This window comes from Streptomyces sp. NPDC002573 (assembly GCF_042889625.1).
Taxonomy (GTDB): Bacteria; Actinomycetota; Actinomycetes; order Streptomycetales; family Streptomycetaceae; genus Streptomyces; species Streptomyces gibsoniae.
This window is the reverse complement of sequence record NZ_JBIARC010000003.1, coordinates 215,102-238,981: the sequence shown is the minus strand read 5'-3', so window position 1 is coordinate 238,981 and position 23,880 is coordinate 215,102. Positions and strand designations below refer to the sequence as shown.

At 73.3% G+C, this 23,880-nt stretch carries 25 protein-coding genes; 12 read left to right on the top strand and 13 right to left on the bottom strand.

The genetic code is table 11. From position 1 onward, the window contains the following. Positions 1–45: 45 nt before the first annotated feature. From ACFYX0_RS04800 to ACFYX0_RS04790, 3 genes are read left to right on the top strand one after another with little or no spacing between them, the layout of a single operon-like run. The gene (locus ACFYX0_RS04800) at positions 46–723 is read left to right on the top strand and encodes a HemK2/MTQ2 family protein methyltransferase (protein WP_388966326.1); all 678 of its coding nucleotides are present in this window, start codon (positions 46–48) and stop codon (positions 721–723) included. Next, positions 707–1,009, top strand: coding sequence for a CDGSH iron-sulfur domain-containing protein (locus ACFYX0_RS04795; protein WP_388966323.1), 303 nt, complete (start codon positions 707–709; stop codon positions 1,007–1,009). Before ACFYX0_RS04800 ends, ACFYX0_RS04795 begins: the two co-directional genes overlap by 17 nt. Further along, a complete protein-coding gene (locus ACFYX0_RS04790; RefSeq protein WP_388966320.1) occupies positions 1,006–2,073 on the top strand; it encodes an iron-containing redox enzyme family protein in 1,068 nt (355 codons plus the stop codon). Before ACFYX0_RS04795 ends, ACFYX0_RS04790 begins: the two co-directional genes overlap by 4 nt. Before the next feature lie 40 nt (positions 2,074–2,113). Here ACFYX0_RS04790 and ACFYX0_RS04785 read toward each other — a convergent pair whose 3' ends face one another. Further along, positions 2,114–2,506, bottom strand: coding sequence for a DUF5997 family protein (locus tag ACFYX0_RS04785; protein WP_311699310.1), 393 nt, complete (start codon positions 2,504–2,506; stop codon positions 2,114–2,116). A gap of 58 nt (positions 2,507–2,564) precedes the next feature. Between ACFYX0_RS04785 and ACFYX0_RS04780 the strand changes: the two genes are divergently transcribed. Continuing rightward, entirely contained in the window at positions 2,565–3,371 is an 807-nt protein-coding gene (locus ACFYX0_RS04780) for a LysR family substrate-binding domain-containing protein (protein ID WP_355905713.1), read from the top strand. 96 nt (positions 3,372–3,467) lie between these two features. On the opposite strand, the gene ACFYX0_RS04775 is transcribed toward ACFYX0_RS04780, so the two are convergent. Genes ACFYX0_RS04775 through ACFYX0_RS04765 form a run of 3 tightly spaced genes read right to left on the bottom strand, consistent with a single transcriptional unit; the run spans position 3,468 to position 7,361 of the window. Beyond that, positions 3,468–6,620, bottom strand: a complete 3,153-nt coding sequence (locus tag ACFYX0_RS04775) for a carboxyl transferase domain-containing protein (RefSeq protein WP_388966317.1) — start codon at positions 6,618–6,620, stop codon at positions 3,468–3,470. Positions 6,621–6,649: 29 nt separating this feature from the next. Beyond that, complete coding sequence (locus ACFYX0_RS04770; RefSeq protein WP_311699307.1) at positions 6,650–7,126, bottom strand: Lrp/AsnC family transcriptional regulator; 477 nt, start codon at positions 7,124–7,126, stop codon at positions 6,650–6,652. A 31-nt stretch (positions 7,127–7,157) separates the two neighbouring features. After that, positions 7,158–7,361, bottom strand: a complete 204-nt coding sequence (locus tag ACFYX0_RS04765; RefSeq protein WP_355905707.1) for a hypothetical protein — start codon at positions 7,359–7,361, stop codon at positions 7,158–7,160. Here ACFYX0_RS04765 and ACFYX0_RS04760 point away from each other — a divergent pair. Continuing rightward, a complete protein-coding gene (locus ACFYX0_RS04760; protein WP_388966314.1) occupies positions 7,354–8,841 on the top strand; it encodes an FUSC family protein in 1,488 nt (495 codons plus the stop codon). The genes ACFYX0_RS04765 and ACFYX0_RS04760 overlap by 8 nt on opposite strands. A gap of 76 nt (positions 8,842–8,917) precedes the next feature. Continuing rightward, positions 8,918–9,937 carry a lactonase family protein gene (locus ACFYX0_RS04755; RefSeq protein ID WP_388966311.1) on the top strand — a complete coding sequence of 340 codons (1,020 nt, stop codon included), beginning with the start codon at positions 8,918–8,920 and terminating at the stop codon, positions 9,935–9,937. 130 nt (positions 9,938–10,067) lie between these two features. On the opposite strand, the gene ACFYX0_RS04750 is transcribed toward ACFYX0_RS04755, so the two are convergent. The 3 genes from ACFYX0_RS04750 to ACFYX0_RS04740 form a co-directional block, all read right to left on the bottom strand. Further along, positions 10,068–10,991 carry a sirohydrochlorin chelatase gene (locus ACFYX0_RS04750; protein WP_388966308.1) on the bottom strand — a complete coding sequence of 308 codons (924 nt, stop codon included), beginning with the start codon at positions 10,989–10,991 and terminating at the stop codon, positions 10,068–10,070. Between the two features lie 447 nt (positions 10,992–11,438). Then, positions 11,439–12,116: a uracil-DNA glycosylase gene (locus ACFYX0_RS04745; protein WP_355905697.1), complete on the bottom strand. Its 678-nt coding sequence runs from the start codon at positions 12,114–12,116 to the stop codon at positions 11,439–11,441. A gap of 180 nt (positions 12,117–12,296) precedes the next feature. Continuing rightward, on the bottom strand, positions 12,297–13,439 hold the full coding sequence (locus ACFYX0_RS04740; protein ID WP_388966306.1) for a WD40/YVTN/BNR-like repeat-containing protein: 1,143 nt from the start codon (positions 13,437–13,439) through the stop codon (positions 12,297–12,299). Positions 13,440–13,620: 181 nt separating this feature from the next. On the opposite strand from ACFYX0_RS04740, the gene ACFYX0_RS04735 reads away from it, so the two are divergent. From ACFYX0_RS04735 to ACFYX0_RS04725, 3 genes are all read left to right on the top strand, one after another. Further along, positions 13,621–14,220, top strand: a complete 600-nt coding sequence (locus ACFYX0_RS04735) for a hypothetical protein (protein WP_388966303.1) — start codon at positions 13,621–13,623, stop codon at positions 14,218–14,220. 490 nt (positions 14,221–14,710) lie between these two features. After that, positions 14,711–16,132 carry a rhodanese-like domain-containing protein gene (locus ACFYX0_RS04730; protein ID WP_388966300.1) on the top strand — a complete coding sequence of 474 codons (1,422 nt, stop codon included), beginning with the start codon at positions 14,711–14,713 and terminating at the stop codon, positions 16,130–16,132. Beyond that, positions 16,129–16,875, top strand: coding sequence for a sulfite exporter TauE/SafE family protein (locus ACFYX0_RS04725; protein WP_388966297.1), 747 nt, complete (start codon positions 16,129–16,131; stop codon positions 16,873–16,875). Before ACFYX0_RS04730 ends, ACFYX0_RS04725 begins: the two co-directional genes overlap by 4 nt. Positions 16,876–16,887: 12 nt before the next feature. Here the strand turns inward: ACFYX0_RS04725 and ACFYX0_RS04720 are convergent, their stop codons facing one another. Then, positions 16,888–17,175 carry a metal-sensitive transcriptional regulator gene (locus ACFYX0_RS04720; protein WP_355905683.1) on the bottom strand — a complete coding sequence of 96 codons (288 nt, stop codon included), beginning with the start codon at positions 17,173–17,175 and terminating at the stop codon, positions 16,888–16,890. Between the two features lie 75 nt (positions 17,176–17,250). Here ACFYX0_RS04720 and ACFYX0_RS04715 point away from each other — a divergent pair, with 75 nt between their 5' ends. Then, positions 17,251–17,850, top strand: coding sequence for a rhodanese-like domain-containing protein (locus ACFYX0_RS04715; RefSeq protein ID WP_388966295.1), 600 nt, complete (start codon positions 17,251–17,253; stop codon positions 17,848–17,850). Positions 17,851–17,923: 73 nt separating this feature from the next. Here ACFYX0_RS04715 and ACFYX0_RS04710 read toward each other — a convergent pair whose 3' ends face one another. Next, complete coding sequence (locus ACFYX0_RS04710; protein ID WP_388966292.1) at positions 17,924–19,363, bottom strand: FAD-dependent oxidoreductase; 1,440 nt, start codon at positions 19,361–19,363, stop codon at positions 17,924–17,926. A 228-nt stretch (positions 19,364–19,591) separates the two neighbouring features. Here ACFYX0_RS04710 and ACFYX0_RS04705 point away from each other — a divergent pair, with 228 nt between their 5' ends. Beyond that, a complete protein-coding gene (locus ACFYX0_RS04705) occupies positions 19,592–20,092 on the top strand; it encodes a DUF6214 family protein (RefSeq protein WP_388966290.1) in 501 nt (166 codons plus the stop codon). 97 nt (positions 20,093–20,189) lie between these two features. Here ACFYX0_RS04705 and ACFYX0_RS04700 read toward each other — a convergent pair whose 3' ends face one another. After that, entirely contained in the window at positions 20,190–20,903 is a 714-nt protein-coding gene (locus tag ACFYX0_RS04700; RefSeq protein WP_388966287.1) for a TetR/AcrR family transcriptional regulator, read from the bottom strand. A gap of 290 nt (positions 20,904–21,193) precedes the next feature. On the opposite strand from ACFYX0_RS04700, the gene ACFYX0_RS04695 reads away from it, so the two are divergent. After that, entirely contained in the window at positions 21,194–21,439 is a 246-nt protein-coding gene (locus ACFYX0_RS04695) for a DUF2630 family protein (RefSeq protein WP_388966284.1), read from the top strand. 19 nt (positions 21,440–21,458) lie between these two features. Here ACFYX0_RS04695 and ACFYX0_RS04690 read toward each other — a convergent pair whose 3' ends face one another. From ACFYX0_RS04690 to ACFYX0_RS04680, 3 genes are all read right to left on the bottom strand, one after another. Beyond that, positions 21,459–22,157 carry an HAD family hydrolase gene (locus ACFYX0_RS04690; RefSeq protein ID WP_388966281.1) on the bottom strand — a complete coding sequence of 233 codons (699 nt, stop codon included), beginning with the start codon at positions 22,155–22,157 and terminating at the stop codon, positions 21,459–21,461. 96 nt (positions 22,158–22,253) lie between these two features. Next, positions 22,254–23,189 (bottom strand): M56 family metallopeptidase, encoded by a 936-nt coding sequence (locus tag ACFYX0_RS04685; protein ID WP_388966279.1) that lies wholly within the window; start codon positions 23,187–23,189, stop codon positions 22,254–22,256. 141 nt (positions 23,190–23,330) lie between these two features. After that, positions 23,331–23,876 (bottom strand): DUF5134 domain-containing protein, encoded by a 546-nt coding sequence (locus ACFYX0_RS04680; protein ID WP_388966276.1) that lies wholly within the window; start codon positions 23,874–23,876, stop codon positions 23,331–23,333. Between the last annotated feature and the right edge of the window lie 4 nt (positions 23,877–23,880).

Sequence of the window (23,880 nt, the reverse complement as noted above, 5' to 3'; positions counted from 1 at the left end):
GGGGACTCGGGGCTGCGTGTCGTCCAGGGAGACACGGAGGAACCGATGACCGTCGAAACCCGCTGCCCGACCCCGCGGTCTCCCGCGTGGGTCCCACCGGGGGTGTACGAGCCCCAGGACGACACCCGGCTGCTCACCCGGGCCCTGTGCCGGGAGCGGCTCGCCCCGGAGGCGGAGGTCCTGGACCTGGGCACCGGTACCGGGGCTCTCGCGCTGACGGCCGCACGGCTCGGTGCGCAGGTCACCGCGGTCGACATCTCCTGGCGGGCGGTGTTCGCGACCCGGGTGAACGCGTTGCTCAGCCGGCAGAACATCAGCGTGCGCCATGGTGACCTCACCTCGGCGGTGCCCGGACGGAGCTTCGACCTCGTGGTCAGCAACCCGCCGTACGTCCCGTCCCCCTGCCGTGCGGCTCCCCGGGGTGCCGCGCGTGCCTGGGACGCCGGATGGGACGGCCGCATGGTGCTCGACCGCATCTGCGACGCCGCGACCACGCTGCTGCGCCCGCAGGGTGCCCTGCTCATGGTGCAGTCCGCGCTGTGCGGGGTCGAGGACACGGTCGCCCGGCTGACCGGGGCGGGACTGAGCGCCACCGTCACGGACCGTATGAGGGTGCCCTACGGGCGGGTCTTGCTCTCCCGGCTGACCTGGCTGCGCCGGCGCGGTCTGACGGCCGACGACATGGTGGAAGAGCTGGTGGTCATCCGTGCCGTACGAACATGACGCCGTGCCGGGCGAGCGCGAGGCCGTGCCGGGCGGGCGGGAGCGGGTCTGCCGTATCCGCGCCGATCGGGACGGTCCGCTGCTGGTCGAGGGGCCGGTGGAGATCATCGGCCCGGACGGGCGGCAAGCGGTGAGCAGGCGGTTCCTGGTGGCCGTCTGTACCTGCCGGCGCAGCCGTACCTATCCCTGGTGCGACACCAGCCACCGCCGCCGGGGCAGGCCCGCGGACGAGCCCGGACTCGCGGGAGACGATCCCGGCTGCGCAGGAGGGGAGACGCAGGAGTGACGATCACCCGGTCCGAACCACGCCGGTGCAGCCCGTCCCTGCCGCAGGCCAGGGGTCCGCTCTCGCACGCGGTGGCGACCGCCCTGCGCGAGGGGAGTGCCCCTGCCGCCCCGCCGGAGGGCGGCGATCCCTACGGGGAGGATCTCCAGCTCGCGCTCTATGTGCTGTACGAACTGCACTACCAGGGCTTCGACGGCGTCGACGACGACCGTGAATGGGATCCCGCGCTGCTCGCCTTCCGCCGCGCCCTCGAAGAGCGGTTCCACACCGCTCTGCGGGTCGATGTCCCCGTCGTCGGCATCGGCTCCCGGCAGGCCCTCGACGACCTCCAGGTCGAGCCGGTCGGAGACGACGCCACCGGCGTCTCCCACTTCCTCAGGAACGAGGGCCGGCTGGAGCACCTCCGGGAGTACGCGACGCTGCGGTCGCTGTACCACCTCAAGGAGGCCGATCCACACGCCTGGGTGATCCCCCGGCTGCACGGCCGGGCCAAGGCGGGCATGGCGGCCGTGGAATTCGACGAGTTCGGGGCGGGACGGGCCGAGGAGATCCACGCGGGACTCTACGCGGACCTGATGCAGGACCTGAGGCTCAGCACGGACTACGGGTACTACCTGGAGGCCGCCCCCGCCGAGCTGCTCGCCACGGTCAACCTGATGTCGCTGTTCGGTCTGCACCGCAGTCTCAGGGGCGCCCTGACCGGCCATTTCGCGGTCGTGGAAGTGACCTCGTCCCCGGGGTCGCGCCGACTGGCCGAGGCCCTGCGCCGGGTCGGCGCGGGGGCGGCGGCCAGACGCTTCTACGAGGAGCACGTGGTGGCGGACGCGGTCCATGAGCAGGTCGTGCGCCACGATGTGGTCGGCGGGCTGCTGGAGAGCGAGCCCGGCCTGGAGACGGACGTCGTGTTCGGCATCCGGGCCACCGGCTTCCTCGAGGACCGCCTCGCCGCCTACCTGCTCACCGCGTGGCGCGGTGGGGGCTCCGCCCTGCGGACGGGACCCCTGCCGCCGCTACGGGAGGCCCCCCGGGACAGCGGCGGGGAAACGGGCCTCAGCACGATCTGACCTGCGGGACCGGGGGCGCGGTCCCGCGACGGTCGCAGCGCTAGCGGTCCTGCTCGGCGCGCTCGGCGTCCCGCTTCTTGATCCGGGCGGCTTCCTTGCGGACCTCGGCCTGGGTGGCGCGTTCCTTCTCCAGCCACTCGGGCCGGTCCTCCTTGAGCGCGTCGATCTGCTCGGTGGTGAGGGCTTCCGTGACCCCGCCACGCGCCAGACCCGCGATGGACACGCCCAGCTTCGCCGCCACCACCGGGCGGGGGTGCGGTCCGTTCAGCCGCAGCTCCCGCAGCCACTCCGGCGGATTCGCCTGGAGCTCGTTCAGCTCGGTGCGCGAGACGACACCCTCCTGGAACTCGGCGGGGGTGGCGGGGAGGTACACACCCAGCTTCTTCGCCGCGGTCGCGGGCTTCATCGTCTGGGCGGTCTGGTGCGACTTCATGGTGTCCAGACTATCCGCCGGGTAAGGGCCCGCCGACCACGCCCGGTAACCTGGCGGGGTGACAGGCTCGGAAGTACCCCCCTCGTTCCGGCTCGCGTACGTCCCCGGGGTGACACCCGCCAAGTGGGTGCGGATCTGGAACGAACGCCTGCCAGACGTCCCGCTGACGCTGCTCCAGGTGCCGGCGACCCAGGCCCCTGAGGCGCTGCGCGACCGTGAGGCCGACGCGGCACTCCTGCGGCTGCCGGTGGACCGCACCTTCTTCAGCGCGATCCCCCTCTACACCGAGACGACGGTCGTCGTCGTCCCCAAGGACCACCTGGTGAGCGCCGTGGAAGAGGTGTCCCTGGCGGACCTCGCCGAGGAGGTCGTGTTCCACCCCCTCGACGACGTCCTGGACTGGGAGCAGCCGCCGGGGCTGCCCGCGTTCGAGCGGCCCGCCACGACGGAGGACGCGATCGAGCTGGTGGCGGCGGGGGTGGGGCTTCTCGTCGTCCCGCAGTCGCTGGCGCGGCTGTACCACCGCCGCGACCTCACCTACCGGACGGTCGTGGACGCCCCCCAGTCGGGCGTCGCCCTGTCCTGGCCCGAGGACGCGACCACGGACCTGGTCGAGGACTTCATCGGGATCGTGCGCGGACGGACGGTGAACAGCACGCGGGGGCGCAGCACGGCTCAGACCGCCGCGCAGCCGAAGCAGACACGCTCCGACGGTGCGGGCGCCCGGCGCCAGCCTGCGGGCGGAAAGACGGCGGGGAAGACGGGACGGGCGGGCAAGCCCACGGGCACCACGGGCAGGAGTGCGCGGAGCGGTTCGGGCGGATCCCAGGGCAACCGGCGCGGCAAGCCCCGCCGCCGGTCGTAGACGTACGACACCGACTCCGGCGGACGCGACACCGACCCCGGCGCCACGAGGCGCCCGATGATGCCCGGCCGCCGCGCGCCGGCGCCGCGCCCCGCCTCACCACGTGTCCACGAAACCGCGCCCCCGTTCGTCCTCCCGTCCCTCCCATCCCTCCAGCGCCGCGCGGATCCACTCCCGTGACCTGGCCGGATCGATCACCGCGTCGATCTCCAGCGCTGCTGCCGCATTGACGGCCTTGCCGCGCTCGTACAGCTCCGCGACCCGCGCCTCGAACACCCGGGCCCGCTCCTCCGGGTCCTCGACGGCGGCCAGTTCCCTGCGGTAGCCGAGGCGGACCGCGCCCTCCAGGCCCATGCCGCCGAACTCGCCCGTGGGCCAGGCCGCGGTGGCCAGCGGCGCGTGGGTGGAACCGCCCATCATCGCCATCGCGCCCAGGCCGTACGCCTTGCGCAGGACCAGGCTCACCAGCGGCACCCGCAGGTTCGCGCCGGTGACGAAGAGCCGGGCGAAGTGGCGTACCGTCGCCGTCCGTTCGGCGTCCGGACCCACCATGAAGCCCGGCGTGTCGCACAGCGAGACGACCGGCAGCCCGAACGCGTCACAGAGCTGGAGGAAGCGGGCGGCCTTGTCGGCGGCGTCACGGTCGACGGCCCCGCCGAGATGCGCCGGATTGTTCGCGATCAAGCCCAACGGGTGGCCCTCGATCCGGACCAGACAGGTCAGGACGCCTACCCCGAAGGCGCGCCGCAGCTCCAGCACCGTACCGGTGTCCGCGAGCGCCTCGATCACCGTACGCACGTCGTACGCCCGGCGGCGGTTCTCCGGGACGGCGTGCCGCAGCAACCGGGCGTCGGACGCCTCCCAACTCGCCTGGGGCCCCCGGAAGTACGAGAGGTACCGCCGGGCCACATCGACCGCCTCCGCCTCGTCGGCGGCCTCGACGTCCACGACCCCGCCCGCGGCCTGGACCGCGCGCGGCCCCACCTCCTCGGGGCGGTACACGCCGAGCCCACCGCCCTCGATCATCGCCGGTCCGCCCATGCCGATCGTGGCGTCGGGCGTGGCGATCACGACGTCGCAGCAGCCGAGGAGGGCCGCGTTGCCCGCGAAGCAGCGCCCCGAGGCGATGCCGATCAACGGGACACTTCCGCTGAGGCGGCCCATCCGCTGGAACGTGGTCACGTCCAGGCCCGCCACGGCGGTGGTGTCCGTGTCCCCGGGCCGTCCCCCGCCGCCCTCCGCGAACAGCACCACGGGCAGCCCGCGTTCCCCGGCGATCTGGAGCATCCGGTCGGTCTTGCGGTGGTTCTGCAGTCCCTGGGTGCCCGCGAGGACCGTGTAGTCGTACGACATCACCACGCACGCAGCGCCGTCGACCCGCCCGGTGCCGGTGACCATGCCGTCCGCGGGCGTCGAGCGAATGAGGTCCTCCAGCGAACGCCGGCTCCGCTGCGCGGCGATCGCGAGCGCGCCGAACTCGGTGAACGACCCCTCGTCGCACAGGTCGGCGATGTTCTCGCGCGCCGTACGACGGCCGAGCGCATGGCGCTGCGCCACGGCCTCCGGCCGGTTCTCGTCCAGGCCGAACGCATGCCGCCGGACGGCCTCGGCGAGATCGGGCCGCACGGCGTCCGGGTCCAGAAGCTGCGCACCGTCGTCCTCATGGGGCCCGTCGTCCGTGACGTCCAGCTCCAGCAGGGGGCGGCCCTCGCCGACGATTTCGCCCACGCGCGCGTGCAGGGCGCGTACAACTCCCGAGCCCGGAGCACGCACGACGTGCTCCATCTTCATCGCCTCCAGCACCAGCAGCTGCCCGCCCGCGCGCACCGTCTCGCCCGGCGCGACGTCGACGGAGACCACCGTGCCGCTCAGCGGTGCGATCACGGTGCCGCCCGTCGCCTCGCCGTCGGCCGGGGCCGGCTCGCCGGGCACCAACTCGGGCAGACGCTGCTCGACGAAGCCCGTGTGCGCCCAGAAGTCCGGCCGCTCCAGCACCGCCCGCAGCAGCGGGATCGACGTCCGCACGCCGTCGACCGCGAACTCGCCGAGCGCCCGTCGCGCCCGGGCACAGGCCGCCTCCCAGCCGCCCTGCGGAACGAGCGCCACCACCTTCGCGAGCAACGAGTCGTAGCGCACGCCCACCTCGGCGCCCGTCCGCAGCGCCGTGTCGACGCGCACCCCCGGTCCCGTCGGTACCTCGAAGCGGGTCAGCCGCCCGGCCGAGGGCCGGACGGCGCCGTCGGCCGAGGTCACCTCGGCGTTGACCCGGGCCTGCACCGCGAACCCGCGCGGCGGCGGGGGAGGGCCCGCGAGGCCCAGCGCCGCGAGCGGCTCGCCCGCCGCCAGGCGCAGTTGCACGGTCACCAGATCGACGCCGGTCACCTCCTCGGTGACCGTGTGCTCCACCTGGAGCCGCGGGTTGGCCTCGATGAAGTGGAACTCCTCGTCCCGCACCAGGAATTCGAAGGTGCCGAGCCCTGTGTAGCCGGTGGCGCGGGCCAGGCGCAGCGCGGCCGCCAGGAGCTTCTCGCGCACGGAGACGGGGAGTTCGGGCGCCGGTGCGATCTCGATGAGCTTCTGGTGGCGGCGCTGTGCGCTGCAGTCCCGCTCCCACAGATGGGTGACGGCGCCGCTCGTGTCGCCGACGATCTGCACCTCGATGTGCCGGGCGCCTTCCAGCAGTCGCTCGACGTACAGCGTGTCGCGACCGAACCCGGTCCGCGCCTCGGAGCGGCAGCGCTCCCAGGCCTCGTCCAGCTCACCGGCCGTGCGCACCACCCGCATCCCGCGTCCGCCGCCCCCGCCGACCGCCTTGATCATCAGGGGTCCGCCGCGCAGGAACTCCCGGGCCTCCGCCAAGGTCGTGCCGCCGCCCGGCAGTACGGGCACGCCGCAGTCCGCGGCGAGCGCACGCGCGCGTGCCTTGTCGCCGAAGAGCGCCAGGACGTCCGGTGCGGGGCCGACGAAGGCGATGTCCTCGGCGGCGCAGAGCCGGGCCAGCTGAGGATCCTCGCTGAGGAATCCGTAGCCAGGGTGCAGAAAGCCGCAGTCGGCCGAGCGCGCGGCCGCCACCAGCGCCTGCGCGTCCAGATAGTCGCCGACCGGCACGGCCTCGTCGGCGTGCCGGATGTGCGGATCGTCGCCGTCCGCGTACACCGCCACCGTCCGCAGGCCCAGTTCGGCGGCGGCGCGCAGCACCCGGACGGCGATCTCACCCCGGTTCGCGACGAGTACGGCGGCAGAGCCCATGAATCCCTCCCCGATCAAGTTCTCGACAGTCAGCTCACGGCCGTGCGGCCGATCGACTCCACCAGCGGCAGCAGCCGGTGCGGCACACGCTCGCGCAGTGCCACCTCCGTGCGGGTGCGTACGACCCCCGGCAGGCTGATCAGAGCCTGGATGACGTCCTCCAGGTGTGCGTTGTCCCGTGCCACGACCCGGGTCATCAGATCACCGCCCCCGGTGATCGAGAACGCCTCGACGATCTCCGGCACGGCCGCGAGCGCGTCGCCCACATCGTCCAGGTGCCCCTGGGTGACCTCGATGTGCACGAACGCGAGCACCGGATGGCCGAGCGCGGCGGGGGACAGGAAGGGGCCCGTGCCGGTGATCACCCCGTCGCGCTCCAGGCGGTCCAGCCGGGCCTGCAGCGTGCCGCGGGCGATGCCCAGGATCCGCGCGTACTCCCGCACGCTGGTGCGCGGCTGCTGGATGAGCAGCCGCAGGATGCGGGTGTCGAGTTCGTCCACGGCCATGGTCCGTTGGCCTCCCTGGTGCCGGACGGGATCACGCATGACTGTACCAATGGCTCAGTGGACGAGCAGCCGCTTGAGCCAGTGCCTTACTGATGCTTTCCTGATGCGTATCAATGGCGCCGCGCAGCGCAGGACCGGTGACGAAGCCGGAAACCGTGCCCGCGGCGCCATTCCCATGTCCGGGCGGCACACAGACATGCAGGGGCGGGTCTCCCACGGTGAAGAAGATGTTCATGGCTCCGGATCCGGGGCTGTGCAGGCTGCGGGTCTCGCTGCGTGCGGTGCTCGGCATCGGCTTGGGCGTGGCGGTGTGCGAGGGGGCCGGGCTGTCCCTGACCGCGTCGATCACCGGTGGGCTCGCCGCGCTCCTCGCGCTGTTCACGGTCGCGGACTCCACGGTGCGCGGCCAGGCGGTCACCACCGCGCTGCTGCCCGTCGTCGGACTGCCCGTCCTCACGCTCGCGACCGCCCTGCACGGGGCGCCGGCGATGCGGGACGCGGCGTGGCTCGCGGTGGTCTTCGCCGGCGTGTACGCCCGCCGCTGGGGGCCGCGCGGCAACGCGCTCGGCATCTTCGCCTTCATGACGTTCTTCGTCGCGCAGTTCCTGCACGCCGTCCCGGATCTGCTGCCGGAGCTGTTCGCGGCCGTGGCGCTGTCGCTGGCCGCCGCGGCGGCGGTCCGGTTCGGCCTGTGGTGTGTCGAACGCCGTAGGCCGCTGCCCGCCGTGCCCGTGCCGCTGGGCGGGCGGGGACTGGCCCGGCCCGCCACCCGGCAGGCCTTCCAGGCGACGGCCGCATGCGCCTTCGCGATCGCCGCGGGCCAGATGCTGTCGCACGACCGCTGGTACTGGGCCGTCGGCGCCACCTGGTGGATCTTCGTGAACACCGCCTCGCGCGGCGAGACGCTGATCCGTGGCTTCCGGCGCGTCGTCGGCACGGTGACCGGCATCGTCGTCGGGCTGCTGGTCGCCGTACCGCTGCACGGCGCCCCCGCCCCCACGGCCGTGCTCATCGCCGCCTGTGTGTTCGGGATCTTCTACACGGCTGCGTTGTCCTACAGCTGGATGATGTTCTTCGTCACCGTCATGGCCGGCCTGCTGTACGGCCTGCTCGGCGTCCTGCACCCCGGTCTGCTCGGTCTGCGCCTCGCGGAGACGGGCGTCGGGGCGCTCGGTGCCGCGCTCGCCGTCGCGTTCGTCCTGCCGATCACCACCCACGAGGTCACCGACCGATGGGTGCGCCGGGCCGTGCACGCCGTGCACGGCTGCACCGCCGAGGCGGCGCGCCGGCTCGCGGGCGACACGGAGGCGGACCCCGTGTCCCGCGCCGCCGAGCTGGAAGCGCTGCTCGCGCGGGTGCGGGGGGCGCTCGCGCCGCTGGTGCACCCGCTGAATCCGCTGCGGGCCCGCAAGGCGCGGGCCCTGCGGGTGCTCGCCCTGCTCGACGTGTGCGCCCGGGAGACGCGCGGCCTGGTGGCCGTGGCCGCCGACCCCGACGCTTCGCACGACGCCCGCCTCACCGCCGCGTGCCGACGGGTCGAGGCGGCGGTGGAGGCACTGTTCGGCGCGGTGCCCGAGCGCGTCCTCGCGGCACATGCGGGTGTCCCCGGCCACCACCCGGGCGCCGAGCAGGCCCTCGGCCACCTCCATGACCTGGAACGCGCCCTGCTCGCGCTGGCCGCACCGCTGAGCGGCTCGTCGCCCGGCCGGGCCTGACTTCCCCGCCTCCCGCCCTTTGGTCTAGACCTGCTGCTACCGTCGTCCCGGCGCAGCGTCGACGAGAGGGGACGGCATGGCGGGCGGCGGCGGACGGCGGGCGTACATCGGCTCGTTCACGACGGCGGGAGGGCGCGGCATCCTCACGGCCGCCGTCGATCCGGACGGCGGAGCGCTGACCGTCCTCGGTGCGCACGACGGGCTGCCCGACCCGTCCTGGCTGGCTGTGTCGGGGGACATGCTGTACGCGGTCAGCGAGCGGCCCGACGGCGCGGTCGCCGCGTACCGCCGTGACGGTGACCGGCTCGAACCCGCCGGTCCGCCGGTCCCCGTCGGCGACGGACCGACGCATCTGAGCCTGCACGCAGGCCACCTCCTGACCGCCGACTACGGCTCCGGCAGCGTCACCGCCGTCCCCCTGCGCGCCGAGGGCGCCCCGGCGGAGAACGCCTCCGACGTGCTCCGGCATCGGGGCTCCGGGCCCGATCCGGAGCGGCAGGAGGGTCCCCACGCTCATCAGGTGCAGCCCGACCCCAGCGGCCGCTGGGTCGTCAGCGTCGACCTGGGCACGGACTCCGTCCGCGTCTGCGCAGTTCAGGACGGCAGCGTGCGGCTGCATCGGGAGACGCCGCTGTCCGCCGGGTCAGGACCGCGCCATCTGGCCTTCCACCCGGACGGCGACCGCGCCTACGTCCTGAACGAACTGACGCCGACCGTCACCGTCTGCCGCTGGAACGCCGGGGCCGGGATCCTCGAACCGGTCACCGAGACACCGGTGCTGCCTCAGGCGCCCACGGGCGACGCCTACCCGTCGGGGATCGTCGCCTCACCCGACGGGCGCTTCGTGTGGACCGCGACCCGGGGACACGACCTGCTGTCCGTGCTGGCCGTCGAGGGCGACGGACTGCGGTTGACGGCTACGGTGCCATGCGGGGGCGTCTGGCCGCGTGCGATCGCCCTGTCGGAGGGCTTTCTCTACGTCGCCAACGAGCGGTCCGGGGACGTGACCTGGTTCGCGCTGGACCAGGAGACCGGCCTGCCGCGGCGCGGCGGCTCGGTGGAGGCCCCGGCGGCCTCCTGCGTCGTCTTCGGCTGATCCGGCCCCGCCTCCGACCCTGTCCGTCCTCATGTGCCACCGGCAGCCGTGCTGAGGGCCTGGTCAGGCAAAAGGGCCCGCTCCCGGGAGGGAAGCGGGCCCTGGTCGTACAGGTGCTCTTGTGCGGGGCTCAGCGGGTCGGCGCGCCCTGCGGCTGCTGCGGGGCGATACCGAGCGCCGTCGTGTACTTGGCGAGCGCCAGCTTGCCGATCGCCGGGTACGCGCCCAGGGCCTCGGCGGCGGGGCAGCCCGCCTCCTCGGCGGCCGCGTTCAGCAGGCCGGCCTCCAGCTCCGGGCCGATCAGGTACGGCGCCAGCGCGAGCTGCTGCGAGCCCGAGGAACGCAGCTGCTCCGCGATCGCCGCGATCGAGCCCTCCTGGTCCAGCGCGGCCGCCATCACCGGCACGGCGAGCCGTGCGGCCAGCAGCATGCCCGTGATCCCGGCCGCCTGCACGGCCTCGTCGCCACCCACGGACGCGAGGATGATGCCGTCCGCGGCCGTCGCCACCGTGAACAGACGGGCCCGGTCGGCGCGGGCGAGGCCGGCCTCCGACAGGCGCACGTGCAGTGCCTCGGCGAGCAGCGGGTGCGGGCCGAGGGCGTCGGTGAGGTCGGCCGCGACACGGCTGTCCATCACGGCCTGACGGACCCGGCGCAGCAGCGCGCTGTCCGGACCGGCCAGCAGGGGCACCACGACGGCGACGGGGCCCTCGGGAGCCATGGCCTCCGCGCCGGCCGCGATCGCCTGCTCGTAGCGGGCGGTGCGCTCCTCGGCGGTGCGGCTGAGGACGGACTGCAGCGTGGGGAACTCGGACTCGTCCCCGTCCACGTAACCGATCCGCGCGTCGAGACCGGGCAGCTCGGAACGCGCGATGCTCACAACCTCCTCGGCGAGGCTGCGCGTGGCGGCGCTGGGCGTGCCCGGCACCGCGAGGACGAGCGCGGGCGCGCCCTCGGGAGCCGCCAGCGGTTCGGGCCGGCGGTGCCGTCCGGGCTGGCGGGGTCGCGGCATTCGTACAGGCAGGCCGGATGCTGGCCCAGTGGGGGAGCTCATGGCGCCGCATGCTACTAACTTTGTGGGCTCCCCTGTTCGGGGAGGGTGCAGGTGAGCGGTATCCGTCCTGTTTTGTCTGATGAGTTACGTACGGATGAGAAGTGATCGATACCGTGTGACTCACCCGTCACGCATCCGGAACATCGGTCCACTCCCGGCAAGAGGGACCACTCGCCCTTTTCGGTCGCGAGGTGCAGCGGTCGTTCGCCGTACGGCAGTTTGAGCACGTCGTCCGCCGGTGCGCGTACGATCCGCGCGGCGCCGTACGGCGAGTCGCCCTGGGCGGGGACCCGCCGAGCGCGCGGAGGCCGGGGTGCCAACTCCTCCCCGGGCGGCGTGAGGAGCGCTTCCTTCATACGGAACGGGTCGCCGTTCAGGGCGACTCCGAGCCGCCGGAGGAAGGACCGGTGCGGCCGCCGATCACGGCCGCCCGCAAGCCCCCAGGCGTTACGGCAGGCGCCAGTCCACCGGCTGTGCGCCCTGCCTGAGCAGCAGGTCGTTGGCGCGGCTGAACGGGCGCGAGCCGAAGAAGCCGCGGTCCGCCGACATCGGGGACGGGTGCGCCGACTCGACCGACGGCAACTCGCCGAGCAGGGGCCGCAAATTGCGGGCGTCGCGGCCCCACAGGATGGACACCAGCGGCTTTCCGCGTGCCGCCAGCGCCCGGATCGCCTGCTCGGTGACCTCTTCCCAGCCCTTGCCCCGGTGTGCCGCGGGACTGCGCGGGGCCGTGGTCAGCGCCCTGTTGAGCAGCAGCACGCCCTGCTGGGTCCACGGTGTGAGATCGCCGTTGGACGGCTGGGGCAGGCCCAGATCCGTGTTCAGCTCCCGGAAGATGTTGATCAGGCTCCCCGGCAGCGGACGGACGTCCGGGGCGACCGAGAACGACAGCCCCACCGCGTGTCCCGGGGTCGGATACGGATCCTGTCCGACGATCAGGACGCGGACGTCGTCGAAGGGCTGCTGGAAGGCCCGTAGGACGTTCGGCCCCGCGGGGAGGTAGGTACGCCCCGCGCCGATCTCCGCGCGCAGGAAGTCGCCCATCTCGGCGATCCTTCCGGCCACGGGTTCCAGGGCCTTCGCCCAGCCGGGTTCGACGATCTCATGCAACGGTCGTGGTGCCACGGGCGTCACCCTACTGCCGGGCGCACGCCGACGATCAACCGGTGGCCCAAGGGCGACCGAGAATGTTCGCGAGAGTCGCGAACGGGGCACGGGACGGGCGTATGTGACCGAGCGCAAGTCCTTCCTCTCAGCGGTGGATTGGGCGGCTGTCTCCGGCCCCGCGGTCCTGCCTGTGCCGGATCAGGCGATCACCGCCGCCCGTACGCACAGCACGTCCGGCAGATGGGACGCGAGCTGCTGCCAGCTGTCCCCGTCGTCCGCCGACGCGTACAACTCGCCGTTGCGGTTGCCGAAGTACACGCCCGCGGGGTCGTCGTCGTCCGTGCACAGGGCGTCGCGCAGCACCGTGCCGTAGTGGTCCTCGTCGGGCAGGCCGGCCGTGAGCGGTTCCCAGCTCCTGCCCGCGTCCGCCGTCCGGAAGACACGGCAGCGGTGGCCCGCCGGGACCCGGTCGGCGTCCGCGTTGATCGGGAAGACGTACGCCGTGTCCCCACGATGCGGGTGGGAGGCCACGGCGAAGCCGAACGTGGAGGGCAGGCCGCCGCCGATGTCCGTCCAGTGCGCGCCGCCGTCGTCGCTTCTGTAGACCCCCCAGTGGTTCTGCAGATACAGCCGGTCCGGGACCGCCGCGTCCTGTGCGATCTTGTGGACGCACTGGCCGAACTCCGGGTTCGGGTCGGGCAGGAAGGCCGCGGACACACCCGAGTTGGACGGCTCCCAGCTCACGCCGCTGTCCCGGGTCCGGAACACCCCGGCAGTCGACACGGCGACCGTCACGGACTTGGGGTCCCGCTTGTCGGTCACCACCGTGTGCAGACCCTCGCCCCCGCCGCCCGGTACCCATCTGCCGCGCGTCGGGTGCTCCCACAGAGGGCGCACCAGCTCGAAGCTCTCGCCGCGGTCCTCCGAGCGGTACAGCGCGGCCGGTTCCGTGCCCGCGTACACGACGTCCGGCTCCGCGGCCGCCGGGTGCAACTGCCACACACGCTCCAGTGAAGTACCGGTGTCCTGGGGGAACTTGACGGCGGGCCGGGCCGGCTCGGCCCAGGTGCGGCCCAGGTCGTCGGAGTGGAAGACGGACGGTCCCCAGTGCGAGCTGTCGCCTCCTGCCAGCAGGCGCGGGGTCGGACCACGGGTGTCGATGGCGACCGAGTAGATCGCCTGCGCGTTGAAGTACGGACTGTCGTCGAACTCCCATGCGCCGCCACGTCGCCGCGCGATGAACAGTCCCTTGCGTGTGCCCACGGTGAGCAGTACCTCGGCCATGCCGGCCACCTCCGAAACGTCGTTGTTCCAGACACGGGCCAGTCTGCACCCAGGCACTGACAGTCACCCCGAGACGTCTTGTTCGCGCAGGTCATATGCCGTGTTGCCGAACGACGGAGCGGGTTCCGCCCGGGGGTTGGCCCGGGGCGCGGCGGACATCACGTGAGCAGCGGCGGCCCGGCTCTCGTATGGGAGGGCGTTCGGGGGTATCCGTGCGTGCGTGAGAAGGAGGGCCTCGATGAGGCGGCTGCCATCGATGACGGCGTTCCGCGGTCCCAGGGTGTGGTGGTGGCGGTGGCGGAGCAATCCGCTGCGGCGCCGCAGCGATGCGCTGGAGGCCTGGGTCGTCCTCACCGTGTGGGTGGTGTCCGTGGTCGGGGGAGTGCTGACAGGGGTGGCGGCGACGCACTCCGTGGAGCACGGGCTGGCCCAGGAGCGGGCCCAGTGGCGTCCGGTCGTGGCCCTGCTCACCGAGGACGCGCCGAAGGCGACGGCCTCGACCGCGTCCGGTGCGGGACGTGTCTGGGCGGATGTGCGCTGGACCGGGACCGACGGCCGCTCCCACGCGGGCGAGGCCCGGGTGGCAGCCGGCAGCCGCACGGGCACGACCGTCACCGTGTGGACGGACGGCAGCGACTCCCTGGTGACCCGGCCCGCCTCCCTGTCCGAGGCGCAGATACGCGCGGCGATGGTCGGGGTGCTGGTCGGCGCGAGCGTCGCGGCCGTTCCGTACCTGGGCGGGCGCATCGTCCGCGAACGCCTGGAACGGCGTCGCATGGCGCAGTGGGACGAGGCCTGGGCGCGGTTCGGCCCGATGTGGGGCCGCACGACGGGCTGATCCGGCCCGGGCCCCGGAACGGGTCCGGTCGAGCAGCCCCCAGGGGCGCAGACGGCTGCGTCCCGCAACAGTGCAACGCCTGCGGCGAGTTGCCTTCCGTTCGGGAGCGCGGGCGCCGTCGCGGAAGCATGTCTGGGTGGAACGTCGCGGCCCGGCCATACCGGCCGCGACGTTCCACCCAGACATGTTCAAGGCAGGCCCGCCCGACACCGCGCGCCTGAGACGGTCCCACCGGCACACCCGGCCCTGAGCGCCCCGCCCGGCACGGCCCGGCGGGGCGCAGCCAGGCGGCACGCCGGCCGCCGACCCGCCTGTCCGACGACGTGACGAGGCGCAGCAGTCCCTGCCGCATCGAAAGCCCCCCGGCCCGTTCTGCGTGGCCCTTCGACCCCTTCCGAGATACCCCCTGGGGTAATCGTGTTAGCCTCCAGATACCCCCGGGGGTAATTCGGTCGGCGAGGGCCGACGAAGGCGAGCGAAGGAGTGCCCGGTGTTCTTCATCGACACGATCGAGCTGTCGGGGCTCGGAAACCGCAGCTATCTCGCGGGCGGCGCGCACACGGCCGTGGCCGTCGACCCGCCCAGGGACGTCGACCAGGTGATCGCCGCGGCCGCGCGGCGCGGCGTGCGGATCTCGCATGTCGTCGAGACGCACCTGCACAACGACTACGTCTCCGGCGGCCTCGAACTGGCTCGCGTCAGCGGCGCCGCGTATCTGGTCCCGTCCGCCGCGAGCGTCTCGTTCGCGCGGACCGCCGTGCACGACGGCGACACCGTGGTGATCGACACCGGCCTGACCCTGCGCGCCCTCGCGACCCCCGGACACACGCCGCACCACACCTCGTACGTCCTGGAGGAATCCGCCGTCCCGAACGCGGCGACCACGCCCGTGGCGGTGTTCACCGGCGGCTCGCTGCTCATCGGCGCGGTCGGCCGCCCCGACCTCGTGGAGCCGCGGCTGACCGAGCGGCTCGCCCGCGCCCAGCACGCCTCCGTCCACCGCCTGGCCACCGAACTCGCCGACGACACCCCCGTGCTGCCCACGCACGGCTTCGGCAGCTTCTGCGCCTCCACCTCCGTACAGGCCGTCGGCGGCGCCACCACCATCGGCAAGGAGAAGGAGACCAACGAGGCCCTGCTGCGCGACGCCGAAGCCTTCGTCGCGGACCTGCTGGCAGGCCTGGCGGACATACCCGCGTACTACGCGCACATGGGCCCCGCCAACGCCGAGGGCCCCGCGCCGGTCGACCTGACCCCGCCCGCGATCGCCGACGCCGAGGAGATCGCCGCACGCCTGGCCGCGGGGGAGTGGGTGGTGGACCTGCGCAGCCGGGTCGCCTTCGCCGAGGGGCACGTCGCGGGCTCGCTGAACTTCGAGGCGGGCGGGCAGCTCGCCACATATCTGGCCTGGCTCGTCCCGTGGGGCAAGCCCGTCACGCTGCTCGCCGAGTCACCGGAGCAACTGGCCGCGGCGCAGCGCGAGCTGACCCGGGTGGGCATCGACCGCCCGGCCGCGGCCGCTGTGGGCGGACCCGCCTCGTGGATACGGGACGGCGAGGCCCCGGCCTCCTTCCGCCGCGCCACCTTCGCCGAACTCGACGCCCGGCGCACCACCGGGTGCACGGATGGGGACATCGTCGTCCTGGACGTCCGCCGCGCCGCCGAACGCGCCGACGGACACGTCGAGGGATCGGTGCACATACCCCTCCACACCCTGTACCGGCGACTCGACGAGGTCCCCGCGGGCGAGGTGTGGGTGCACTGCGCGGGCGGCCTGCGCGCCGCGATCGCCGCGTCCCTGCTCGACGCCGCGGGCCGTTCCGTCGTCGCCGTCGACGACGGCTTCCCGTCGGCCGTGGCGGCCGGACTCACCGTGCGGCGGAGCCGTGGCGCCGGCGGCCCGGCAGCGTGAGCACTCTGATCCTCGCACTCGCCGCCGGAGCCGTGATCGGTCTGGCGCTCGGGGCGCTCGGTGGCGGTGGGAGCGTTCTGGCCGTCCCCGCCCTGATCCATCTGTTCGGCTTCACGCCGGTCGCCGCCACCACCGCAAGCCTGCTCATCGTGGCGACCACCTCCGCCACCGCCCTGGTCGCACACGCCCGCGAGGGCAACGTCCGCTGGCTCGCGGGAAGCCTGTTCGCCGCGGCCGGCATCCTCCCCGCGATGCTCACGGCGGTCCTGGCGGCCAGGGTGCCCGAACCCCTGCTGGCCGGTGCCTTCGCCGTCGTAGCGGCGGCGGCCGCACTGCGCATGCTGTGGCCGCGGCAGGCGGCCGACGAACAGCGCGAGCCACGGGCGGCGCCCGCCGCCGCGGCAGGCGCGGGGCTCGGCGCGGTCACCGGGTTCCTCGGGGTCGGCGGCGGCTTCCTCGCCGTACCGGCGCTGGTGAACGTCCTCGGACTGCGGATGCGGCTCGCGGTGGGCACCAGCCTGCTGGTCATCACGATCAACTCGCTGGCGGCACTCGCGGCCCGCACCAGCACGGCAGCCGGTCTGAACTGGTCCGTCGTCGCGCCCTTCGCCGGGGCGGCGGTCCTCGGCGCGTGGGACGGGAAACGGCTCGCCGCCCGCATCCCGGGCGGCCGGCTCCAGCGGTACTTCGCGGTCGTGCTGCTCGCGGTGGCCGTGTTCATGCTGGCCGACGCGATCCTGTGAACGCCCGTCGCGTCACGCCAGCGACAGGAAGAGCTTCTCCAGACGGGCGCGCATCGCCTCGCGGTCCTCGGTCGGCGTGGATCCGTCCTCGCTGTCGGTGAGGCACTGCTGCAGACCGGTCGCGATGATCGCGAAACCCGCCCGGTCGAGGGCGCGGGAGGCGGCGGCGAGCTGGGTGACCACGTCCTCGCAGTCGCGGCCCTCCTCGATCATCCGGATCACACCGGCGATCTGGCCCTGCGCGCGACGCAGTCGGTTCAGTACGGCGCGCAGCTCGGCGCCCGCAAGATCCAGGTCCACGATCCCTCCTCAGGAATACCCCTGGGGGTAATCTACCCCGCTTCGGGGCAACAGCGACAACCAAGGATGACATTCATGTCCGACCCGCAGACCACCGCTCCGTACGCCCCGCCCGCCCTCGACGCCGCCACGGCGCGGGCCCGGCTGGCCGATCTGACCGTCGTCGACGTGCGGACGCCCGCCGAGTACGCCTCGGGGCATCTCCCCGGGGCGCTCAACATCCCCCTCGACGCCCTCCGTGACGCCCTGCCCGATCTTCGTGAGGCCGCCTCCCGCAGCGATGTGCTCCTGGTCTGCGCCTCCGGCAACCGCTCGGCGACGGCGTGCGGGTTCCTCGCCGGGCACGGGGTCGACGCGGCCACCCTTGTCGGGGGCACGAAGGCGTGGGCCGGCGCCGGGTACGAGGTGCAGCGCCCGGAGTCCGGCGCGCGTGAGGTGTGGGGGATGGAGCGTCAGGTGAGGTTCGCCGCGGGCTCGTTGGTGCTGGTCGGCCTCGGGCTCGGCCGACTGGCTCACCCGGCGCTCCGGCTGCTGTCGGCGGGCGTCGCGAGCGGCCTCGTCTACTCGGCCGTCACCGACACCTGCGGGATGGCCCTCCTGCTGGGCAAGCTCCCGCACAACCGGCCGCGCGGCGCGGGCCTGGACGCCACTCTCACCCGGCTGCGCGAGCGCTGACGGGCACGGCCGTGGACACGGTCGCGGCCCGGGGGGGTCGCGACCGCCGTCGGGGGGAGAGACGGCAAGAGGCTCAGACGGGCTGCTGATCCCGAGGCGGTTGCCGCTGTGCGGTGTGTCGCGTGACGGTCATGGGCGCGTCGCACCGCGCGGCGGCCATGAGGGACTGCCAGTCCGGAAGCTTCACCACCGTCCGGCCGAGCGACAGCCCGAGTTCGGCCTCCGCCCGCTCGATCGCCAGCCACCCCGGCCACTCGACCGGAGCGAGTCCGTCCGCCCGCAGCAGCGGAAGTGCGTCCTCGGGCACCTCCCGCCCCCTGAGCCCGGAGGCGTCCTCCAGCAGGGAGGTCACCGTCTCCTTGGCACAGGGCCGGTTGGTGCCGATCACACCGGTCGGACCCCGCTTGATCCACCCGGCCACGTACTCGCCCGGTGAGGCGGCCCCGTCCCGCAGCACCCGCCCCGAACTGTGCGGCACGGTGCCGCTCTTCGCGTCGAACGGCAGCCCCTCCAGGGGTACCCCGCGATAGCCGACCGAGCGCAGTACGAGCTGGGCCTCCACGTCCTCGTAGCGCCCGGTGCCCTTGACCCCGCCGGCCCCGTCGGGGACCGTCCGCTCGAAGCGCACCGCGCCCACGCGGCCTTCCCCGGGCTCCGGGCCTGGTTCGAGCGGAGAGGTTCCCTCGGCGGGGAGCAGTTCCGCCGGCCGTAGAAAGAACCGCAGGTGGATCCGGCGGGTAGCTTCGCGCGGGGGTGTCGCGGCCCAGGTGCGCAGCACCTCGACGTTGCGGCGCTGGGCGGCCGGCAGCCCGGACGGGTCGAGGTACGCCGGGTCGAGCGCCAGCTCCTCCTCGTCCACGATCACCTCGGTGTCCGGCAGGGTGCCCAGTTCGCGCAGCTCCTTGGTGGTGAACCGGGCCTGTGAGGGGCCGCGCCGGCCCACCATGTGGATCTCCGTGACCTGGCTGGCAGCGAGCGCCGTGAGCGCCGCCTGCGGCATGTCGGTGGGGCTCAGCTCCGTCACCCCGCGGGCGAGGATCCGGGTCACGTCCACCGCCACGTTCCCGACGCCGATCACCACGGCCGACCGCGCGCCGAGGACGAACCCGTCGGCCATGGAGTCCGGATGCGCGCTGTACCAGGACACGAACTCCGTCGCCGACCAACTGCCGGGCAGCTCCTCGCCCGGGATGCCCAGATGCCGGTCGGTCGCGGCGCCCACGCAGTAGACCACCGCGTGGTAGAGCTCGCGCAGCCGGGCGGGCGGCACCCCGCCCTCGCCCACCTCGACACCGCCGAGGAACCGGATCCGCTCGTGCTCCAGAACCGTGCGCAGGTTGTTCTGCAGCGACTTGATCTTCTCGTGGTCGGGCGCCACTCCGTAGCGCACCAGCCCGTACGGGCAGGGCAGCCGGTCGAGGACGTCGACACGTACCTCCGGGTCCTGCTGGACAAGGCTCTGGGCGGTGTAGACCCCGCTCGGCCCGGAGCCGACGACGGCGACATTCAGCACGGCGGAACTCCCTCGCTCAGGAGATCGCTGGTGGCTCCAGCATTGCACCGCGCATGACGGGAGGGGAGAGCGGTCGTGGCACTGGGCCGACGGAGTGCGGAGCGGGTTCCTGCCGTGCGTGGCTCTTCGCATGGTATGTGATCGCTCGCTTACGTTGCGTATATGTTGGAAGCGTCCTTTGGGGATTTTTCCGATCACTTCCGATCCGACTTCCCTTCGGACGGGCCGGTGTCCGTGTGGCCCGCCTGGGAAGTGCAGGAGTGCGGGAGTGTCACGTCGTGGTTCGCGGTCCGGCTCGATCTGCCCGACGGGGGACGGGTGGACGTGCTCGCGGTGGCGGCCGGCGGATGCGTGGAGATCGAGGAGGTCAGGGCGCAGCCGCCACTGTCCCTCGACGATCTGACGGCGCTCGCCGACTGGATCGAGGAACCTCTGCTGGAGGCGTGCGCCGCGCAGTCCGCCTCGTCGCACGAGTCCGCCCGGCCGCCAGAGTCCGCCCCGCCGCCCGAGTCCGCCGAGGCGCTCGCGACCGGCGACCGTCCCGTCTGGCCGTCCGGCGCCGAGGGGATGCGCCTCGTCGCCGAGGAGTACCTCGCGGCCCAGGGGCAGGGGGCCGACCCGGTGCTCGCGGTGATGTCCGCGACGGGCCGAAGCCGCCGTGGCTCGCTCAGACTGATCGGCGGTGCACGCGACGCCGGCTTCCTGACGCCACGTCACACACGGCGCTGAGCGGGACGCGCACGACGGCAGAGGCGTGCACGAGGGCAGGGGTGTGGCCGGGCCACGCCTCAGCCAGCCGCGTCACCAACCTGTCCGCTCAGCACACCTAGCCGTCCTGCCCGGTCTCCTCCGGAGGGCAGCTGTCCTGGCCGGTTCTCTCGGGTTCGCGGCTCTCCGTCGCGAAGAACCGCGACAGGTCCTTGTCGTGCGGCTCGGGCGTGCCCTCGGCGTCCGGCGGCGTCCCCAACCGCCACTCCAGTCCGTACCGTTGGAACAGCTCGGCCCGCAGCACCGGCAGCGGCATCGGCGCGCCGGGCACGAGCGCCGCGTAGACCGCGCCCATCAACAGGGCCCGCAGTCTCGGGTAGTCGGCGCCGGGGTCCTGCGATCCGTTGCCGGCGACCGTGCTGCGCAACAGCTCCGCCAGCCGCTGCTGTTCGGGGCACTGCACGAACCCCTCCGCCTGCAGGATGCCCGCCATGTGCTGGCGCATCAGCACCGGATGATGAACCGTCAGCCCCAGGATCGCGTCGATGGCCCGTGCCATCCGTTCGCGGCCGTCCTCGGTGCGGGGCTCGCGCTCCAGGGCCTCCTCCAGGGTGCGGTGCATCAGGCGGTGCACGGCGGACTGGAGGAGTTGGCGTTTGCCGGGGAAGTAGTACGACACCAGACCGCGCGCGGAACCGGCGCGGTCCGCGATGTCGCCGAGGGTCGTCGCGTCGTAGCCGCGCTCGCTGACCAGTTCGACCGCGGCCTGCAGCAGCCGCTCGCGGGAACGCCGCCGCAATTCTTCATTGACCGAGGCGCTGCGCGGGGACATCCTGGACTCCTGCGTTGACTGGCTGCCAGCCAACTATACTCAGCGCATCCGGACCGTGCCCGGCGGGCCGGTTCCGGGGACGCCTGCCCTGGGTCACGCGGGGGATGATCCAGGGCAGGCACCGGTCATGCCTCCGTGCCGAGCGTCGGCCGTACCCGCCCGCGCCGGACCTGCCCCGAGAACTCGCACCCCACCCCCGCCCTCCTCGCGTGTCGCGGTCTCGGTCAGGTCTCGCAGTGGCGCTCAACGGTCCCTAGAGTGGGCACGAGTCCCAGAGGAGGCATACGCACATGGACCAAGAGCAGATCCTGACCCGGATCTCGGCGATGGTGGACGAGGAGCGCGGCCTGCGTGACGCGTTGCAGTCCGGTCGGATCGACAGTGTGACGGAGCACGAGCGGCTCACCGAACTGGAACACGCGCTCGATCAGTGCTGGGACCTGCTGCGCCAGCGCCGAGCCAAGGCCGAGTTCGGCGAGAACCCTGACGACGCCCGCGTCCGCCCGGCGTCGCAGGTCGAGGACTACGAGAGCTGAGCGCGGCCGGACGGCCGGCTCAGTCGATCAGGTCCAGCACGGGACGGAGCCCGTCCGGGCGTTCGGTCACCGGGCGATGATCGACGAAGTGCACCGCGCAGCCCAGGTCCGCCGCGCCGCCGTCGGCGCGGCGGTCGTCCCCCACCATCAGCGTGTGCTGCGGAGCCACCCCGAGCGCGTCGCAGGCGAGGGCGAACAGCCGGGTGTCCGGCTTCTGGATCTCGTGCTCGTACGACAGCACGTATGCGTCCACGTAGGGGGCGACCCCGTGCTCGCGGAAGATCGGTCGCAGGTCCCAGCCGATGTTGCTGACCACGCCGACGGCCACGCCCCGCTCCCGCAGTGCGCCGAGAACCTCGGTCGTGTCCGGGTAGGGCCGCCAGGCGGCAGGCGTCATATGGCGGTCGTAGAGGGCGTCATGCAGCCGCGGGTCCGGCAGCGGCACCTGACGGGAGAGGCCGGTGAACGCGGCCCGGTGCGCCTCGGCGCTGCGGTCCCGCACCGCCCACAGCGCGGCCAGGTCGTCCGGCAGGGGAGCGGTGGGAGCGGCGCCGCCGGCCAGCGCGCCCGCCGACTCCAGCCGCTTGGCCGCGTGGATCAACTCCGCCTCGGGCAGGGCAAGTCCGGCCTCCGTCGTCGTGGCGCGCAGCCATGACTCGGTCGACTCGATACGGAAAAGCGTCCCGGAGAAGTCGAAGAGCACAGCTTTGATCGTCATGGGCCGATCCTTCGGGACCGGTCCGCACGGGTCAAGGACCGCTTCTCGCCGGAGCGCGGCGCCCGACGGGCCACCCCGGCCGCGTGCGACCGATGGCTATCCCAGGGCCCGCAGTCCCGGTACGAACGCCACCAGCACCGGAATCACCGGAACCAGCGCCGCCGTCGCCGTGAGCCTGAGCCGGTGCGCCGCCGGCAGCCGGTCCGGCGGAGTCAGAAGACGGTGGACACGCTGCGGCACATGGGAGTGCGGGGTGGCGCAGGGCCCGAACACGCCCCGGTCCTCGTTGAGTTCCACCAGCGCGAGCGCGGTGGTGAGGCGGCCGTGACGGCGCGACGCCATGTCGTCGGCCGCGAGCTCGACCAGCCGGTGCATCTCGTCGCGGAACGCGGCGAAGACCGGCACCTGCGGGAACCCGTTGGCCAGGGCGGCCGAGGAGTGCAGCAGCCAGTCGTGCCGCGCCCGTGCGTGGCCCTGCTCATGAGCGAGCACCGCGTCCAGCTGGCTGCCCTTGAGCCGGCGCAACGCGGCCGTGGTGATGACCAGCCGGGGCGGCGCTCCGGGCAGCCACCAGGCGTCCGGGCGCTCCCCCTCCAGCACCACCAGCCGGTCGCTGCCGGGCTCCTCGCCGGGCAACTGCGGGGCGCGCACGAGCAGTTCGGCCCGGCTGCGCCGACGGCGCGCCTGCGCTCGTACGACCTCCCGCACCAGCATCGCCGCCGTCCACACCCCGCCGCACGCCAGCGCCACGGCGGTCGTCGCGGCCCAGGTGTTTCCGGTGCCCAGCGCATAGGCGTCCACGACGCCGTGCGGTGCGGTGGCGAACACATGGCCCCGTACGGCGGTCCAGGCCGCGGCAGCGCTGATGGTCATCGACAGCGCGCAGCACACCAGTACGGCCGCCACCACGCACTGCCACACCCACAACGCGACCACCGGTTCCCGGTCCGGCCAGTCCGCCCGGGCGAGCAGCCGCGGAGCGAGCACGGCGGTCAGGGCGCCGAGCAGCAACAGTGCCGCGGGGACCATCATGGGCCGAAGCCTATGAGCCGGGCGGCGCCACGGGATACGTGCTGTCGCGCCAAAGTGACGTACACCACGGTTTCGTTGGGCCGTCTCGTACGTGGCCGGTGTGCCCGCGCGATCGCCCGTTCCGGAGTACTTCGGAGCGCTTCAGAGGGTCAGAAGCATCGCCAGCATCCCGATCGCCATGGACAGCCTGCACACCCGTGCGAGCTCAGGACGGTCGCCCCAGCCCACGGGCCGCGCACCCCCGGCCGTGGCCACCGCGGTCACCGGCACCAGCCGCACCCCCGACCACAGCACATAGACCGTGAAGTAGAGCAGGAGTGCCCCGGTCAGGGGCACAACGCCCCCGTGCTCGTGGTGCCCGGGCGAGGAAGCCATCGCCGCCGCCATGTAGACCATCGCCACGGCACCCACCAGGTGGTGCAGATGGTGGGTGCTCGTCCGGGCCGCCCAAAGGGCCCGCAACGCGGCCCCGCCGAAGACGACGGCGTAGGCGACCCAGACCCAGTGCGGCGGCACCACGACCGCTGTGGGCACCGCCATGACCGCCATGCCGAACCCCATCAGCGCCTCACCTCCCGCCGCCCGGCGCTGCTCCTCGACGGCGCTGCGCATGCGCAGCAGACAGTAGGCACCGGTCGCCGCGCACAGCGCGACGAGCAGCCAGCCGGGCGAAGCCGGTCCGTGCACCGCG